The 15,963-nt window shown below is 55.5% G+C and carries 12 protein-coding genes; 2 read left to right on the forward strand and 10 right to left on the reverse strand.

Annotation, left to right across the window (positions count from 1 at the left end; all coding sequences use genetic code 11):
• Nucleotides 1-8: 8 nt before the first annotated feature.
• From AABA21_RS25915 to AABA21_RS25950, 8 genes are all read right to left on the reverse strand, one after another.
• Complete coding sequence (locus tag AABA21_RS25915) at nt 9-3,164, reverse strand: AAA family ATPase (protein ID WP_338254680.1); 3,156 nt, start codon at nt 3,162-3,164, stop codon at nt 9-11.
• Nucleotides 3,165-3,397: 233 nt separating this feature from the next.
• Nucleotides 3,398-4,591, reverse strand: coding sequence for a prolipoprotein diacylglyceryl transferase (gene lgt, locus AABA21_RS25920; protein WP_338254681.1), 1,194 nt, complete (start codon nt 4,589-4,591; stop codon nt 3,398-3,400).
• 153 nt (nt 4,592-4,744) lie between these two features.
• Nucleotides 4,745-5,794, reverse strand: a complete 1,050-nt coding sequence (locus AABA21_RS25925; protein WP_338254682.1) for a F0F1 ATP synthase subunit beta — start codon at nt 5,792-5,794, stop codon at nt 4,745-4,747.
• A gap of 65 nt (nt 5,795-5,859) precedes the next feature.
• On the reverse strand, nt 5,860-7,131 hold the full coding sequence (locus tag AABA21_RS25930) for a sigma-70 family RNA polymerase sigma factor (RefSeq protein ID WP_338254685.1): 1,272 nt from the start codon (nt 7,129-7,131) through the stop codon (nt 5,860-5,862).
• A gap of 18 nt (nt 7,132-7,149) precedes the next feature.
• Complete coding sequence (locus tag AABA21_RS25935; protein ID WP_338254687.1) at nt 7,150-8,439, reverse strand: MFS transporter; 1,290 nt, start codon at nt 8,437-8,439, stop codon at nt 7,150-7,152.
• Nucleotides 8,440-8,746: 307 nt separating this feature from the next.
• Entirely contained in the window at nt 8,747-9,613 is an 867-nt protein-coding gene (locus AABA21_RS25940; protein ID WP_338254688.1) for an XdhC family protein, read from the reverse strand.
• Between the two features lie 514 nt (nt 9,614-10,127).
• Entirely contained in the window at nt 10,128-10,448 is a 321-nt protein-coding gene (locus AABA21_RS25945; protein ID WP_338254690.1) for a protealysin inhibitor emfourin, read from the reverse strand.
• 1 nt (nt 10,449) lies between these two features.
• Nucleotides 10,450-11,532 (reverse strand): M4 family metallopeptidase, encoded by a 1,083-nt coding sequence (locus AABA21_RS25950; RefSeq protein WP_338254692.1) that lies wholly within the window; start codon nt 11,530-11,532, stop codon nt 10,450-10,452.
• A 350-nt stretch (nt 11,533-11,882) separates the two neighbouring features.
• Here AABA21_RS25950 and AABA21_RS25955 point away from each other — a divergent pair, with 350 nt between their 5' ends.
• Together AABA21_RS25955 and AABA21_RS25960 are read left to right on the forward strand one after the other, a co-directional pair.
• Nucleotides 11,883-12,674 (forward strand): hypothetical protein, encoded by a 792-nt coding sequence (locus AABA21_RS25955; RefSeq protein WP_338254694.1) that lies wholly within the window; start codon nt 11,883-11,885, stop codon nt 12,672-12,674.
• Between the two features lie 15 nt (nt 12,675-12,689).
• Nucleotides 12,690-12,893, forward strand: coding sequence for a hypothetical protein (locus tag AABA21_RS25960; RefSeq protein ID WP_338254697.1), 204 nt, complete (start codon nt 12,690-12,692; stop codon nt 12,891-12,893).
• A 147-nt stretch (nt 12,894-13,040) separates the two neighbouring features.
• On the opposite strand, the gene AABA21_RS25965 is transcribed toward AABA21_RS25960, so the two are convergent.
• Together AABA21_RS25965 and AABA21_RS25970 are read right to left on the reverse strand one after the other, a co-directional pair.
• Nucleotides 13,041-14,612, reverse strand: coding sequence for a DUF4129 domain-containing protein (locus AABA21_RS25965; RefSeq protein WP_338254699.1), 1,572 nt, complete (start codon nt 14,610-14,612; stop codon nt 13,041-13,043).
• Nucleotides 14,536-15,960, reverse strand: coding sequence for a DUF58 domain-containing protein (locus AABA21_RS25970; protein ID WP_338254702.1), 1,425 nt, complete (start codon nt 15,958-15,960; stop codon nt 14,536-14,538). The genes AABA21_RS25965 and AABA21_RS25970 overlap by 77 nt, the downstream gene beginning before the upstream one ends.
• Between the last annotated feature and the right edge of the window lie 3 nt (nt 15,961-15,963).

Here is a 15,963-nt window from a genome sequence, read left to right on the forward strand (position 1 = left end):
CTCCCTGACTAATTGGTTGCTTGCAACTGGGATTGCGTGCCGCTCGTATGCTGCCAGGCCTGCTCGAAGTCCGCCTGTGGTAGCGCGCCATCTTCGTCATCCAGGATGTGGGTCTCGCCATCCTTCTTGTTCAGGCGCACCAGGCTATCCAATCCCTGCTCAAAGGTATCGTCGTGGCTGATGACGATGAGCTGATCGAAGCCACGCACGCGGCGGATCTGTTCGGCCAGGTTCATGCGGCGCAGCTCGTCCATATTCTGCGTTGGCTCGTCGAAGAAGGCGACGTTGAGGGTGGACAGCTTCTTGAGCAGGGCCAGGCGTACCGCCAGGGCCGCGCTCATCTGCTCACCTCCGCTGAGCTGGGCGAAGCTGCGATCGACGCCCTGCTGGCGCAGGATGATCTCGTAGTCATTGCGCCAGGCGAGCGTGGCTCTCCGGTCTCCCATCACCTCGCCGAAGATACGATTAGCCTCCGCTGAAATATCGGCCAGCATCGCGCGGAGTACATGCGGGGCGGCGTCTTTAATCAGGTCGCGGAACTGCCCCATCATCTTATGTAGATCATCCAGGGTCTGATATTCTGCCTGCGCGGCCTCCAACTCGACCAGCAAGGCCTCTGCCTGCGTGATCCTCTGCTCTAGCTGCAAAATCTCTCCTTGCAGATTCTTGATCTGTTCTACCAGTTGGATCTGCTCGCCACGGATCTGCTCTATCTCTATGCGCAGTTGATCGAGCTCATGCTGCTGAAAGGCGGCCTTCGCCTCATCAAAGGCGCGCTGTACCTGCCGGAGATGCTGTTCGGCCTCGGCTGCCAGCGTCTGTTGCTGTTGATAGGCTCGCTCGCGTTCGGGCAGGGTGTTGGCCTCATTCTGATGCTGGAGATAGAGATGGTAGCCGGCCTGGTTCTGCTGAATAGTGACTTCCTGGAAGGCGATATCCTGGTCTAGCGTGGTGTAGCGGGCCAGGCGTTCCTCTAGAGCCTGGAGCTGCCGCTGAACCTCTCGCAGGCGCTGCTGCTCTTCGCCCAACTGTTGCTGATAGGTGGCTTCCCGGGCGATGGTCTCTTGCCGGGCGCGGCTCTCGGAGCGAGGATCATTGAGGGCGGCCAGCTCGGTCTCAAGCTGCGTGAGCCTGGAGGCGCTACCCTGGAGCTGCGTGGCTTCCTGCCGCAAAGCCGCAATCTCTTCCTCAATCTGCTCTCCCTGCCTCTGCAACTGCGCCAGTTGCTGCTTCAGACCGTCCAGCCCACGGACCTGCGTGTCTGCCAGCCGGCTCTCTTTGAGCTCTTTTTCGGCCTGCGACAATTGCTGATCGACCTGGTCGATGCTTAACAGCTCTTGTTTGAGGACCGTGATCTCTTCCGTCAGCCGGTCAATCTCGCGCTCCAGACGTTGCATATTGGCGGCGCGCTCATCGCGGCGCTCCACATATTCGGCGAAGCGCGGCAGGGCATCCGCGTACCTCTGGATCTGGCTCTTGCGCCGATTCAGTGTACGCTGCTGAACCGCGATCCGCTCAATCTTTTCGCGTTCCTCGACCAGCAGGTTTTCGAAATAGGATTCCAGGCTGACAATGCCGAGGCGGCGAATATTCAGGCAGCTCTCGTTAAGCAAGGGACACTGGCCTCCGGCGGATTCAGCCTTTGAGCGGGCGTAGCCCTCGATATTGCCCTCAATGCGGATGCGCTGATCGTCCAGGACCTTGAGCTGCTGCTCAATCTCCGGCATCTCTTCCGCTTCCTGACGGTGCTCCTCGATCAGCCGGACACTGGTCTCGGCTTTGCGCAGAGGCTCGATCAGGGGTTCCCTTTCGAGCTTGCGTTCACGCAGCAGGGCTGTCTTCTCTTTAAGCTGCTGCTGTTTCTGTGTGCGCGTGGTGACCTGCAGGCGGAGCTGAGTGTGCTTCTCGGTACGTATCTCGATCAAATCGGCGACCGGGAGCAGAGGTTCGATCGTCGCGATCTTGCGCTGGCATTGTTCCTGTTCCTGTCGTAGAGCCTGCAGGCGTTCTTTGCGTCGCACACCTTCGGCGCAGACGTCCTTGTAGCGCTGGCTCTGCTGGCGAGCCTCATCGCGCTGGCGCTCTAGCTCAACCTGCTGTTCCACCAGGGGCGCCAGGTCGGCGATGCGCTGGCGGGCGCGCTCCACCTCCTGTAAATATTCCTGCTGGTGGCTGATGCGCTCGCTGACCTGGATCTGCAGATTCTGCGCCCTGGCCTGCTGCTGGCGCAGCGCGTCACGGTCGTTGGCATCCTTTCGCAGCTGGCGCAGCTTCTCATTGGATGCCTGGTGGAGATTGAATGCCGCCTGGTTCTCCTGCACGACACGCTGAGCCTCGCGTGCGATCTGCAGATGTTGCTGGCGATCCTGTAAAATAGAATGGGCAAAGTTATGCTTCGCCTCGGCCTGATTGAACCGGGCTTCCAGGCTGCGCACCTGTTCCGCTTGCCGCTCCAGAATGGTTTTGCGCTTCTCGTTGTGGCTCAACAGCTCGCTGAGCCGCAGGTTCTTCTCGGCATGTCCCTGTTCCGTCAGACGTTTGGAGCGCAGATCTTCGCGCCAGGCGTCCAGTTCGCGCGTCTCATACTGCAAGCGATCGATCGTGGCCTGCTGCTCCTGTCGCTGATCTTTATAATAATTCTGAGTGCCCAGCAAATATTTGGCGGCCGTCTGATAATCTTCGATTTGCAGCAGCGCATCAAAGGTCTGTTTACGCTTGGCGGCTGTCTCCAGGAAAATAGAGGTAAAGGTTCCCTGTGGCACGCCGAGGGCATCACGGAACAGCGCCTCCAGCGAGCGCTCGCGATCGATGCCGAACAGCTCGTGCAGCTTATCCAGCACATCGGCGCGCTGCTCCAGGCGCATATCGGCCTCTTCATCGAAGACAAGCCAGCGCGCGCCCGTGCCGCAGCGTCGCTCGACCGTATATGGGCGCTCATCGCTGCCGATCAGGTGGACCACAACGCGGCCACTCTTCTCCCCCTCACGCACAAACTGATCGTGGTTATACGAGAGGTAGCCAAAGAGCGCAAAACCAATCGCCTCAACCAGCGTAGTCTTCCCAGAGCCGTTGGAGCCACTGATCGCCGTCGTACCACGACGAAAATCTACCGAGACCTGACGATAACTTTTTATATTCTCTAACTCAATCCGTGTAATGAGCATAATATAGGGGCCAGCCTTCCATGCATAAACATGCGATACAACGAGATGCCTACTCCAACCATTCTATTTCGGGACAGCAAAAGTGGAAACGTTCAGGCGCATTATAACACGACTGAGAAGTAGCGTGCAGTTGGCTATGTGCTGGCACTGCCGGTTTTAGCATCCTTGGCAGGAAAAAAAGACTCGCCGCAACATCACGTTACGGCGAGTTTCTGTCTCTCTGATTAAATGTCTTACGATTTCTGCCCGCTTCCTTTGGGAGTTGATTGGACCGCGGAGCCATCAGGCTGTTCTGTAATCGGGGCGGTTGCTTCTGCGTGCCCGGTTGTATGGGCATCTGCTTCCATTGTTGTGGCGGCAGTCGCTTCTTTTCCTTCGGGTCCGGTTCTCGTCCGCTCGCTTTCTGTAGCTGGGGTCTCTGTATCCACGCTGGTTGTTTCTGTGTCTGCCGCTACGAGCGCTGGTGCCTCGCTCAGCTCTTCGGTGATGACCTTCTTTTCCAGTGCGGGTTTAGGTTTCTGTGGAATGCCGTAGGTGGCGGCAACCTCTCCATCTGGAACCGGCCTGGAGGTACGCATTACCCAGTAGGTCAGGGGGAGCAGTAGAATGAAGACGACCAGAGAGGTCCATTGAGCCTGTTTAAGTCCCAGATTGAGACCCAGGAAGCTCACGATGTCGTTCTGGCGCGCAAAGAAGATAAAGAACTGTGAGATGGTATAGCTGAACAGGTAAACCAGCATGAGGATGCCGGGACGCCGCACGCGGCGCGCGAGATAGAGCATCAAACCAAGCACAAACAGGTTGATGATTAGCTCGTAGCCGGCCGCCGGCTGCACCGGAACATTACAGGTACTTGGATTGAAACAGGCCCAGCTATTGGGATTCTGATAGACGGTTGACCAGGGTAGCGTGCTGGGAAAGCCAATGATATCTCCATTGATCAGATTCCCGATACGGCCGAAAATCTGGCCCGCCGCTCCGAACAGCACGCCCGCATCGATGAGGACCAGTGGATTGATACGCTCAACTTTGGCGCGCCAGAAAAGCGTTGGGATGACCAGGAAGATCGCGCCATAGAAGGCCATGCCACCTTCCCAGGTCGCTATGATGCGCCATGGTTGCATGAGATAGTCTTCTACCAGATGCGGCTGCTGCACCACAAAATACAGACGGCCACCGATAAGTCCGGCCGCGATACACCACCAGAGGATGCGATAGACCGTATCCTGGTCAATGCCCTTGCGGGTAGTGTAGCCCTTGATGACCCATAAACCAACCATGATGCCCACCACATACATCAGGCCATACCAGCGCACCGCCAATGGCCCCAGATGCACGAGGACCGGATCGATATTAATGTAGATATACGGTGGGCCGATATGTAGCCAGCCCCCGCTTAAAAGATAGGCAAGTGGGAGAATATTCATCGTTGACTCCAATTAAAAAACACTTCTTTCGCGCACATTGCCTATGATAGTATGCTTCGAGGTTACATGCAAGAGGGCAAGCTGCTTTGCAGAGTTGTCCTATGCTCTTTTTTGCCGCCCGCAGGCGGCAAAAAAGAGCATAGGACAACTCTACTATTGTGCTTTGGCAATTACTTGATCGATGGTGCCTACAAAGGTAAATGCTGCCTCTGGTAGCGTGTCGTAGCGACCACTGAGCAGATCGTGGACGCTATTGAGCGTCTCTGCTGTACTCAAATACTCTCCTGGAATGCCGCTAAAGGTTTCGGCTACATGGAATGGTTGGGTTAGAAAGAGATTCAGACGCCGCGCCCGATTCAGCAGTTGCTGCTCCTGAGCCGAATGCGTACTTTGCTGTTGCAGGGTTTCAGCCTGCTGCAACAGGGCACATACCTGTCGGGTCGTTTCCTGATGTTCCTGGTCCGTGGCATTACCCTGCAGCAACGTAGAGGTAGAGGCGAGACGATCCATTGCGGGGTAGAGCCGCTGTTCAGCCAGCGCTCGGCTCATCACCAGTTTGCCAGCGGACGCCTGATCTTTTTCCTCAGTACGCGTGAGCAGCAATGTGGTAATGCTCTCGGCCTGTACGGCAGCAGCAAGTCCCGGCAGATGAAGCGCCCGGGCATAACTAACCACTGGCTCATCAATCAGCAGGAGCACCTCATGACCCTGGCCGCGCAACTGCCGGGCAACATTCAGCCCAACCTGGATTAATTGCCGGCTGACGTCTGATTTTCCTGATTGTGGCTCAAAAATTACCGCCGTCTGCGCCTGTAGGTTACCTTCAACAATGCTGGTACCCAATCCAGTGGTTTCGTAGGAAGTTTCACCCATCGTAACAGCAACGGCGTAGCCATGCCTGCGCGTCGCCAGATTATGTATCAACTCTTCTATGATCACTAGCTTGCCCAGTCCGAGATCGCCAATCAGCGTATAGATGCCACCCGAGGGAATGGGCGCCAGGAGGTCAATGGCCTTGATCCCTGTTTCATATAGTTTAGAGCTGCCGACGGAATTAGATGTTGCCGTATCCAGCTTAAACTCTTCAAACGTGGTCAGATCCTGTTCCGCGATAACTCCCTTACCGTCTGTGGGCCGCCCGAGCCTGTTAAGAACCCGATGGAGCGCGGCTGTACCCTTAGGAATGGATACTTGTGCAGACATATACTTGTCCTTTCTCAATGTCCTTAGTCAATAAAATTGTTGTGTTATGGCTACAGACAGGTTGCTCAGATCAACGCGGCGTCTGATAGAGAGTTGCTTGTCTGATTAGCTGATGCTGATTCGTTGTCCATGTATTGTTGGAGTAGTTGAACCACGGGTTGATGACCACGAGCCAGCGCCCAATCAAGGGGGCGCCGCTGTAGATCATCGCGTTGGTGGGGATCGGCTCCATGCTCCACCAGTAATTGTGCCATGGCGGTATGGCCCTTGAGTGCGGCCCAGTGCAGTGGGCTTTTTGGCGTATTCTGAGGTCCATTGCTGCTGGCACCTTGGACCAGCAATGATCTGGCCAATGGAAGATTATCCGTCATGGCCGCATAGTGCAGAGCGGTCAGTCCTGCGCCGGTGGCGGCATCGACGTGGGCACCGCGGGCCAGCAGAAGCTCTACTATTTCGATCTGTTCGCTGCGCACCGCCTCCCACAATGGGGTTGAGCCATCGTAACCCTTGCTATTGATGTTCGCGCCTGCATCCAGCAAGAAGGCCACCAGGTGTGGTTGACGGCTGGCAATGGCTTCGTGGAGGGCGCTCCAATCCGCCGGCAGTTTTGGTGAATGACGTTGAATGTATTCCGCTTTGATCGCTTTAGAGCCAAGATTGCCATTGATTAGAAATGGATCGCGTCCAATAATGGATTTCACCTGTGTGATGTCACCAGTGCGAAGCGCGATCAAGAGTTGCAGCTTCGCGGGAAAGAGTTCTGTCGTTGGTTGCTGGTTCTCGCGCACCGTATCCCAGGCTTTTTCCAGTAGATATTTCTTCAGATGCTTGCGGCCATCAAACAGACGCTTCTTGACTGTAGAGAGCGGAACCTCCAGGAAGGTAGCGATGTCTGGCTGGCTATAGTTGTGGCCATAGAAGAGTAATATCGCTATACGCTCATGTTCTGGCAGAGCTTGCAGCGCCTGCTGGACAACGCCTCGCTGCTCTCCCATTTCGATTAATCGGGCGGGATTGAGCTCATCCAGGGCGACGTCAAACGGTGTGCCTGGTTCGAGTGGCACCAGTGTCGCGGTCTGCTTGCGCGTCAGGCGATCAGCCTGCTTGATGATAATGCGGCGCAGCCAGCCTGGAAACGCCTCGGGCATATGTAGTTTGGGGAGGTTCAGATAGGCCTCAATGAACGCCTCCTGTGTCGCATCTTCCGCCAGTTGGGCGTCGTGCAGCAGTGTATACGCGGTCGCGTAGGCCATGCCCCGCAAACGCTCTACAACCTGACCAAAAGCCTCTAAATTTCCCTGCCGCGCTGCCATTACTTGATCTTTAAGTGCTGCCATTACTGTTGCCTTTATCTCTTATGCATACCGTTCACCTGCTTTCGTGTCCATGCGGAGGATCACAGGTGAGAGTAGCAGGATGATGAAGCCGAATTGGATGCCGACTATCCCTATAAAGAGAGTTGGCCGTAGACCAATAACTGTTCCGGCGATACCGGCCAGAAGCGCACCCATGGGGTATATGCATTGTACGATAAAGCGCATCGTGCCATTCACCCTTCCCAGCAGTTTATCTGGGGTCGCCATTTGCCTTAAACTTAACTGATTGATCGCTGTGATAGGACCTGTGAAGGTGGTAATGATTTTTGCTACGACCAGAAATGAGAAGGATAACATGGATGTGCTGGATGCGAAAAGGATTAACAGGAACGCCAGATCACTGATGGCCGCAGACCAGATAATAGCTTTACCGATCCCGAAGTACTTGCTTGCCGTTCCCGCGAGCAGCGCTCCAAAGGGAAACCCCAGGCTGCCGATGGCCAGGATAAAGCCGATGGATGAGGGCATGAAATGCAGTTCTCGCATTATATAGAGGAGGTAGACCGCATCGATTATGCTTGAAAAGAAATTGAACGTTGCCGTAGAGAGGGCCAGCGTCCTCAGTATACGATCCTGTACGACAATGAGTAGCCCTTCTTTTAGATCAGCCCGGATACTTGCGGGCCTCCTTTCTTGCTGCTGTCGTGGCTTTTCTGCTATGTCTACGCGGGAGATAAACAGTGCAGAGGCGAGGAATGAGATCGCATCAACGCATATGGCTACTGGTGCGCTAACGAGTTGAATAAGCCAGCCCGCCAGGCCAGGGCCGAGTATCCATGCGGCTGAGCGGCTTGTTTCAAGTTTGCTATTTCCATCCACAATCTGTTCTGGCGAAACTATTGATGGCAATAGCGACATGTGCGCTACATCAAAGAACAGCGTCAGGCCGCCGGTGCAGAATGCAATCACATAGAGATATGGCAGGCTAAGAACGTGTAAGAAAAAGGCAAGTGGAATGCTGCCTAATAAGATGGCCCGGACGAGGTCCGCGATAATGAGGAGAGGGCGACGGCGTAATCGATCAATCCATACACCTACCAGCAGCCCTATGAGAAGCGTGGGGAGGGTAGAGAAGGCATTTAATAATCCCATTTGAAATGCCGTTGCCTGTAGTGTAACGACGGCTGTCAATGGAAGGGCTAGCTGAGTGACCTGAGAGCCCAGGAGCGAGATTGACTGCCCCGCCCATAAATGCAAGAAGTTTTTGTGTGTCCATAAACCAGTGTTACGAGCCGTGCGCTCTGTTTTTTCTTCCGTAAGCGTTTTCATATCGCCACCTATATTCAATTCTGTACATGTTTTTATTCCTTCATTGATAAGTCCCAATATCCGGCTAAATGGTTACCATAATTGAGGCCATTTTGATAGTGAAATCAGTATACGGGTACAACTGACACTGCATAGAGGGCAAGACCATACGTTTGATGGTGGTTCAATGGAGAAGAAGGAAGGGAGAGCCATAACGACTCTCACAAACGGGACCACCTCGTGCGGTGGGTGGGCACAAGCGATCGTGAGAGTCGCGGTTTACAGATATTCCTCATTGCTTGATGAGGTGTTAGGCATGCGCGTGGCGTTAGACGTTGACTGGTTTCCCTGTGGTGGGTGCCGTGGAGGTATGTTCATCCGCATCCAGAAGATTGTGCATGGTTTTGAGGGGAGCGCCGCTGGCATTCTTGCGCAGCATCAGGATCTCGGCGGCGATGCTCAAGGCGATCTCATCAGGCGTTTCGGCGCCAAGGTCCAGGCCGATGGGAGCGTGAACCTGCTCAATGCGCTGGCGCTCAATCCCTTCCTCCAGCAGTTCGCGGAAGATACGCTTGACCTTGGAGGGGCTGCCGATCATCCCAACATAGGTTGCCCGCGTATTCAGGGCGGCGCGCAGGGCCTCTTTATCCAGATTATGGCCACGGGTCACAATAACGATCCAGGATGCCTCATCTGGCTCCAGATCGCGAATGGTTTGAGGGATATCGCCGAAGGTCATCTGCACCTTGCTATCGAAGGCCTGCGACTCGGCCAGGTCGCGGCGATCATCGACCACGATCATACGGAAGTCCAGCCTGGCGATCAGCCGGGAGAGGGCCTGGGCGACGTAGCCCGCGCCAGCGACAATCAGGCGCGGCTCGGGACGCAAGATCTCAAAAAAAACTTCTAGCGTGGCGCCGCAGCTGCCAACCGCCTCGCCCTGATCGGCATCCAGGTGGATGTGGACCGAGGTGGGATTCCCCTCGCGCAACACCTTGAGCGCCTCCTGCGCCACCTTCCCATCGGTCTGTGGACCCGCAAAACTGCCCTGCATCGAGCCATCCTGGTGGATCAACGCCTTACTACCGATCGGGCAGGGAGCCGCCCCCATGGTCTTCACCACCGTGGCGATGGCGACTTTTTCACCGTGAGACAAAGCGGTCTGAATTTCATTGTAAATTGTAATTGTGCTCATTATCGTCCCTCTGGCTCTTCGCTAGTCCCATATTCAATTATTGAGTATAGCACAAATAGTGCGCGCTCTGCTCTGTGCTGGCCGGCAAGAGGTGTCTATCATATTTTTTGCCAGAAGGATGGCACGAAGAAAAGGGGATATTCCCTCGTAGGTGCCTGGCTTGCCCAGGCTTGCCGCGAAGCGGCCCGCTCCCGAGCGCGAACGTTCCACCAAAGATGGCATCATTCCCTGCGAGCGCCGATCAATACAAAAGCATGCCATCCATTGATTCATCCTTCTCTGGGGATGATCACATGTTCAAGCAACGTATGAGCCCGGGTACGGAGCCGCTTCGCGGCAAGCGCCCGCAAGGGGTGCACCTACGAGGGCATTTGCGTTTTTCTGCTTGTCTTTATCTTTCTCTATGCAACAAATAGGAGAGGAGGCGGGTGGAAAGTGATGGAGAAAGGCCTGGTTTTAGGTGCCATCATGATGGCACCTAAAATCAGGCCTTGGGCTTGTGTGATCGAGGGGCTCAGGCATTTGTGCTGGCGGAGATGTGTTGCATGACAAATCTTATCAAAGCCTCGATATGGGAATCGGGGACGGGATCGCTGGTCTGAATCGCGTGGCATCTGCCGTTGTCTTCAACGGCGAGATAGTAGGTGCGGTAATCGGCGGATCCCGGGGCAGGAGTATTCAGCACAGAGGGCAGCTCAAAGAAGTTGGCCTCCTGCACCAGTTGTCGCAGCTCGTTGGCGTCTTGCATGGAGAGGGCCGTGCTATCCAGTAGCCTGGGCGTATGCCATCCGGGGAGGGGGAAGAATCCCCCCTCGATGCGCAGCTGAATTCGCACCTTAGTACTCCTTTGCCAGGGCTGGTACCTGGACCCCGACCTGCTCCCAGGCATCATGGACGGCCGACCACTCGGGACTGCTGGCGCCATATAGACGCTCGGCGTTGGCGAGGGTCAGGCGCGCGAACATGCGGAAGGTCGCGGTGGGGCGCAGGCGCGGATCGCGCAGGGTCTCATACCAGATGCGGCCAGCTTTCTCCCAGGCATAGCCGCCGATGCGTGTAGCAACCAGGTAGAAGGTGTGGTTGGGGATGCCCGAGTTGATGTGCACACCGCCGTTGTCCTCAACGGTATCCACGTATTTGCTCATATGGTCGGGCTGTGGATCGCGTCCCAGCAGTGGATCATCATAAGCGGTGCCGGGGGCGCACAGCGAACGCAAGGCGACACCTTTGATCTGCTGCGTAAAGAGTCCGTGTCCAATCAGCCAGTCGGCCTGATCGGCGGTCTGACGCAGGGCATATTGTTTGACCAGCGAGCCAAAGACATCGGAGATCGACTCGTTGAGCGCGCCCGACTGGCCCACATAGGCCAGGTGGCACTCATCCTCGGTGACGCCATGGGTGAGCTCGTGGCCGATGACATCGACGGCGCAGGTGAAGCGATTGAACAACTGGCCATCGCCATCACCGAAAATCATACGCTCACCATCCCAGAAGGCGTTATCGTAATGATGGCTGTAGTGTACGGACGCATCCAGCTGCATACCAGAATCGTCAATCGAGTTGCGACCATAGATCTGGAGATAGAGCGCATGCGTCCAGCCGATGCCATCGTAAGCCTCATTGGCGCAGGCATCCTGAATGGGAGCTTGCCCCTCTGTACGAACCACCTCGCCCGGCAGATCTTTTGTGCCATGGACGTCGTACACGATGCGATGAAGCGCTTTATCAGTATTAAGCGCAGGACGGCCCCCGGCATATTTGCTCGTGAGCAATCCCTGAGCCATACGAATGGTGCGAATGGAGTGATCATGCCCCAGCATCTGCAAGGCCATGGTGCGTTGCTCGGGGGTACCATGTTGGGCCAGTGAGGTCAACATATGTGGGGGAAGGATATAGCGACGAGAAAGCGATGGTTTCATTATAGTGTCTCCTTGTCTCACAACTTCTTCTTGCCATGCATCCGCGAGTTAACACTATGATGTGCTGTAATAAAAAATATGCAGCTACTACAAGTATAACTGTGACGCAATAAAATTTTGTTTTACATCGCCATTATAAATAAGAGGCAAAAAGTTAACCCATCAATATTGAGCAATTATGTATAAATGGAACAGGCCGCCCTCTAAAAAAACTTGCTTGCTTACTACCATTTTTCCTCTACCAAAAAAGAATAGCTACATGTCTGATACTTTATGGTATAGAAAGACACTTGACAATATAGGTCTGGTGTTCTAAAATATTAGAACAAATTTTCGAAAAGGAGCATAGAATGGACGATCAAACCAACGGGCAGGTCCAAGAGGAGCAGACGCCGTCCCGTGTTTTCAATCCCAACGAACATCTTATGCAAATCAGGTCTGGTCAAACCTCAAAGGACTACTTACCCGTCCAGTGGCGGCTTGTCTGGTTTCGTTCTGCCTTCCCACATGGTGTGATCGAAACAGAGATGCTCCACCTGGACCTGGATCGAGATACTGAGGAGGAGGGCTACGCCTGGAATGCCGAGCGCAGGCGCAGCGAAAAGGTGGTCAAGCAGGCCAAGGGCTTCTGTGTTTTCCGCGCGGTCGTCAGAGATGGTGTGGGTGGTGTGGCCACCGGGACCAAATCTGAGAAAGCGGCCAGCTTTGGCGACTTCATTGAGAAGGCCGAGACGGGAGCGATCGGACGCGCCCTGGCGGCGCTCGGGTATGGCACGCAGTTCACGGGTGACGAGTGGGAAGAGGCTCATCGCATCGTCGATAGCCCGGTAGAGCGCCAGGCGGCGGCCATCTCCAATGGCGTCAGCTCGAATGGCCATAATTCTTCCCTGGTTTCGGTGCGCCCGGCCAACAATGGCTCGAACGGTAATCGCCCGGCGGCCGAACAGAACGGCAAAGCCGAGAATGAGGCGCCCACCAATGCCACCGAGCAGCAGCTTTCGAGCATTCGTAAGTTGTGTGATCACCTTGGTAAGACCGCGCCAGCGGATACCTCCACGCTGAGCTACACCGGCGCGCGCAAAATGATTCAACAGTTGACCGCAGAATACAGGGAGTCCAAACAGAACAACAAGGCCTCCTAAAGGAAGATATATCCTATGAGCCCGGCTGAGTTAGAACATGCCCATCAATGTATGCAACAGAGGTGGTATGAGTTAGTACAGGCTGAGCAGCAAGGAGCACCGGTCCGTGATTTAGAGCGCCTGTATGAAAAATACATTGACGCCGTCGAGGTCTATAACCGGGGCTCTCAGAGTGGCCCGGTCGTTTACCAGAAGCGTAAGTTTCCTGGAGTCGCATAAAAAGAAAGGTGTTCGGTTCGTGTACGAACCGAACACTTTTGTATCCCCGCCTACGGCGGGAAAGGGAGAGGAAGGGATTTTGGGGACGCCCCAAACCCCGGCAGGAGGGGCTGCAGCCCCTCCTGCACCTCCCTGCTTTATACTGGATCAATCTTCGCCCCAGCGCGAGGGCTGATAGGGTTTTTTCTGTACCGGTCGGGGGGCTGCGTTAAGATAGGTTGAGAATCTTTGAAAAAGATGGGGTAGCCACTGGCGCAGAAAGTTTTGCTGCTCCCCATTGGGTTTTTGCTGGCCATAGCGTTCCTGCGCGTAGGCGCGGGTAAATTCGTCCAGAATGGCGGGATCGGCCGGGGTTTCTGTGCTACCAGCCGGAAGCTTATGGGCGGATAGCAAGAGCAGGCGCTGCTGATATTCCGCCGGTGTCTCGGTCGGGTAGCGGCCGAACTCGCCGCCTTTTTCCGCCATCGATTGCAAAAAGCCCCGATAGCGGGCACGCATTGAATCGGTCTCCAGCTGCTCCAGTTGGCTGCTTGCCGCCTGCTGCTGACGCTCCTGGCGCCGTTCCCTGCGGATCTGCTGCATATCCAGCCCCTCGCGCACCTCCTCCTCTTCGGGCAGCGTATTTTCTTCCCCATGTTGCTGCCTGTTTTTCACAAACAGCACAATAGCGATCAGGACCGCAACGGCGACGGCGATCACAAGCATACGCAGTAGCAGCATCGTCGTGGGATCGGCTATGTTTTGATGAAGATGAACTTGCGAAAGGCTTTTCGGCGCTGGCTTCTTCTGGGCAGAGAAGGCTGGCGGCGCGGGCGCGGGTCCCAGCAGATGACCGAGCCAGCCCAACAGCCAGTTCAGGACAATGGAGACACCATAGAAAATCCAGCTGATCACCAGCAGGAGGAACTGGGCTATCAAGTCGACCACTGACCAGAATGGACTCAAGAGCATAACCAGTACTGCATTGGGAAGAATCTCCAGCAGTACGCAGAGCGCGATCAACACCAACCATGCAATGGTCAGGGCCACTATCCACCTGCTGCTTCCCTCTTTCACCCCTGTATGTGATTGCCGGGCTTGTTCCTTGCGCGCCGCTCCGATGCGTGTAAAAGAGAGCGCCACGAAGCCAGACAGGAAGAAGATTGGCAGATCGCGCAACAGCTCATCATTGATGCTATACGCCGAACCGACATCCCCCAGCAGCGAGAAGGTGAGCACAAGCAGTATTATACCCAGCCCGATCTTAAAAAAGAGGATCAACTGATCATCGCTGAAGCCTCCGCGTGCCCGATCAACGCCACGCTTCCAGGCCCAGCCGGTCAGTACAATCATGAAGACCACGGTGAACGTATCGCCGAGCGCGTAATAATGGGTCAGACCCAGCAGCAGGAGTCCCAGGATAATCCCCAGCACGTCAAACGAGGTCACGTGCATACCGACTTCGTAGTCTAGCTGTTGATTACGCTGCTGGCGTCGATGGTACCCCCACATGCCCCACCAGTGAAACAGCAGCAGGGTCAGCACGATACTGCCGACATCCAAGTAGTTGAAACTCTGTGCCAGACGCAGAAATATCAGCTGCAAGAGCAGGAAGATGGGTTGGGCCTCCATCAGTGCCGACGCGATAGGAATGGCCAGCAGCTCAATCCAATTGGAGGCTACGCGCGCTGGTACCGATGGCTGCGGTCTGTCCGTCGCCGACGGCCTGAATAAGCTCATGCCACTGCTCCTTTCCTCCAATGTTATACGTAGCCAGGTTGGCGATATCTGGTAGCTCCTTGCCTTCCTCAAGATCGCCGGCCAGAATGATATTGACGGCGGTCCCATGGCGGCGCCGCTCAAGCAGGTAGTCGATCGTCGTCGGGCTCAGCGTATTGACCGGGCTGACCAGCAAGATGGTCGTTCCCTGCTGAAACATCTCATCCTCCATCTCGATGATGCGCTCGATGGGTGTATTAAATGTTGGCACCAGGCGCGCCATCGTGCTTAGGATCTGCTCGTAGTGAGTATAGTCGCGGGCGAAAGGCAGACTGATACCAGGGGGTGAGATGGTGGTGGCGTTCGACTTGCGGGCCGCCTCCTCGTCAAATACCTGGTCGGTATTGACCTCGGTGCTAAATGTATGGGTTGCCGTCACCATCGAGCTATTGGTCAACATCCCGACCATGTAGCCTTCATCCAATCCCCAGATCGCCAGGGAGGCGGCCGCCGAGATGCAGTATTCCTGCAGTTCCTCATCCATCCCCTTCGACTCGTTCGAATAGGTCCAGGTATCGAGTAGGATCAGCAGATGTCGCTCGGTGGTTGACTCGTAGATTTTGCTGCGCAGCTCACCCACGCGGGCCGTCGCCTTCCAATCGATGCGACGTGGATCGTCGCCCATTTGATACTCGCGATTGCCCGCGAACCAGAGCGGATCCTCCAGCAGTTGACGCGCCCCCACATATTCGCCCATCGGAAAGACCGAGGGGAGCCCCAGGCTCTCGATAGGGGCGATTAATGGATAGACCAGCAATGTTTCATTGGCGGGCAGCACCAGTCCACGGTCGAGCCAGCCAAAGGGATCACTGCAGTTCAGGCGTAGAGGACCAAAGAGATGAAAACCACGGGCATGGCAGCGCATGCGGTAGCGACGCGTCACGCGCTGATATGACCAGAGTAGCCAGGTGCTGATCAATGTATCGCGCTTGACGGTCTGCAGCCGACTGCTGCGGTCACCTGTAATTGTCAGCGGGGGAGAGATCGAATTCTCCATCTGCAGCCAGGGGAGTGGCAAAAGTTTACGATTTTCCACCGTAACCGACAGGGTAACCTGCTCTCCAAAAAAGAGATGCGACTGATCGACTTTCTGGCGCACCAGCAGATGCTTTAGCGCGTAGCGATACCAGATCTCGGGTACAATGCCGACCAGGAACGTAAAAAGAGCGGCCAGCACCATCAAAGGCTGGCGTGTAATCACGCTCAGGATCAGCAGAGCCAGGGCCAGGTAATACCAGAGCCGCCGCTTTTTGAGCAGCTGGTCAGCCGGCTCAGTTTGCTGAAGATGCGTATCTTCCTCAATACTCATGAA

The organism is Dictyobacter halimunensis (assembly GCF_036245075.1).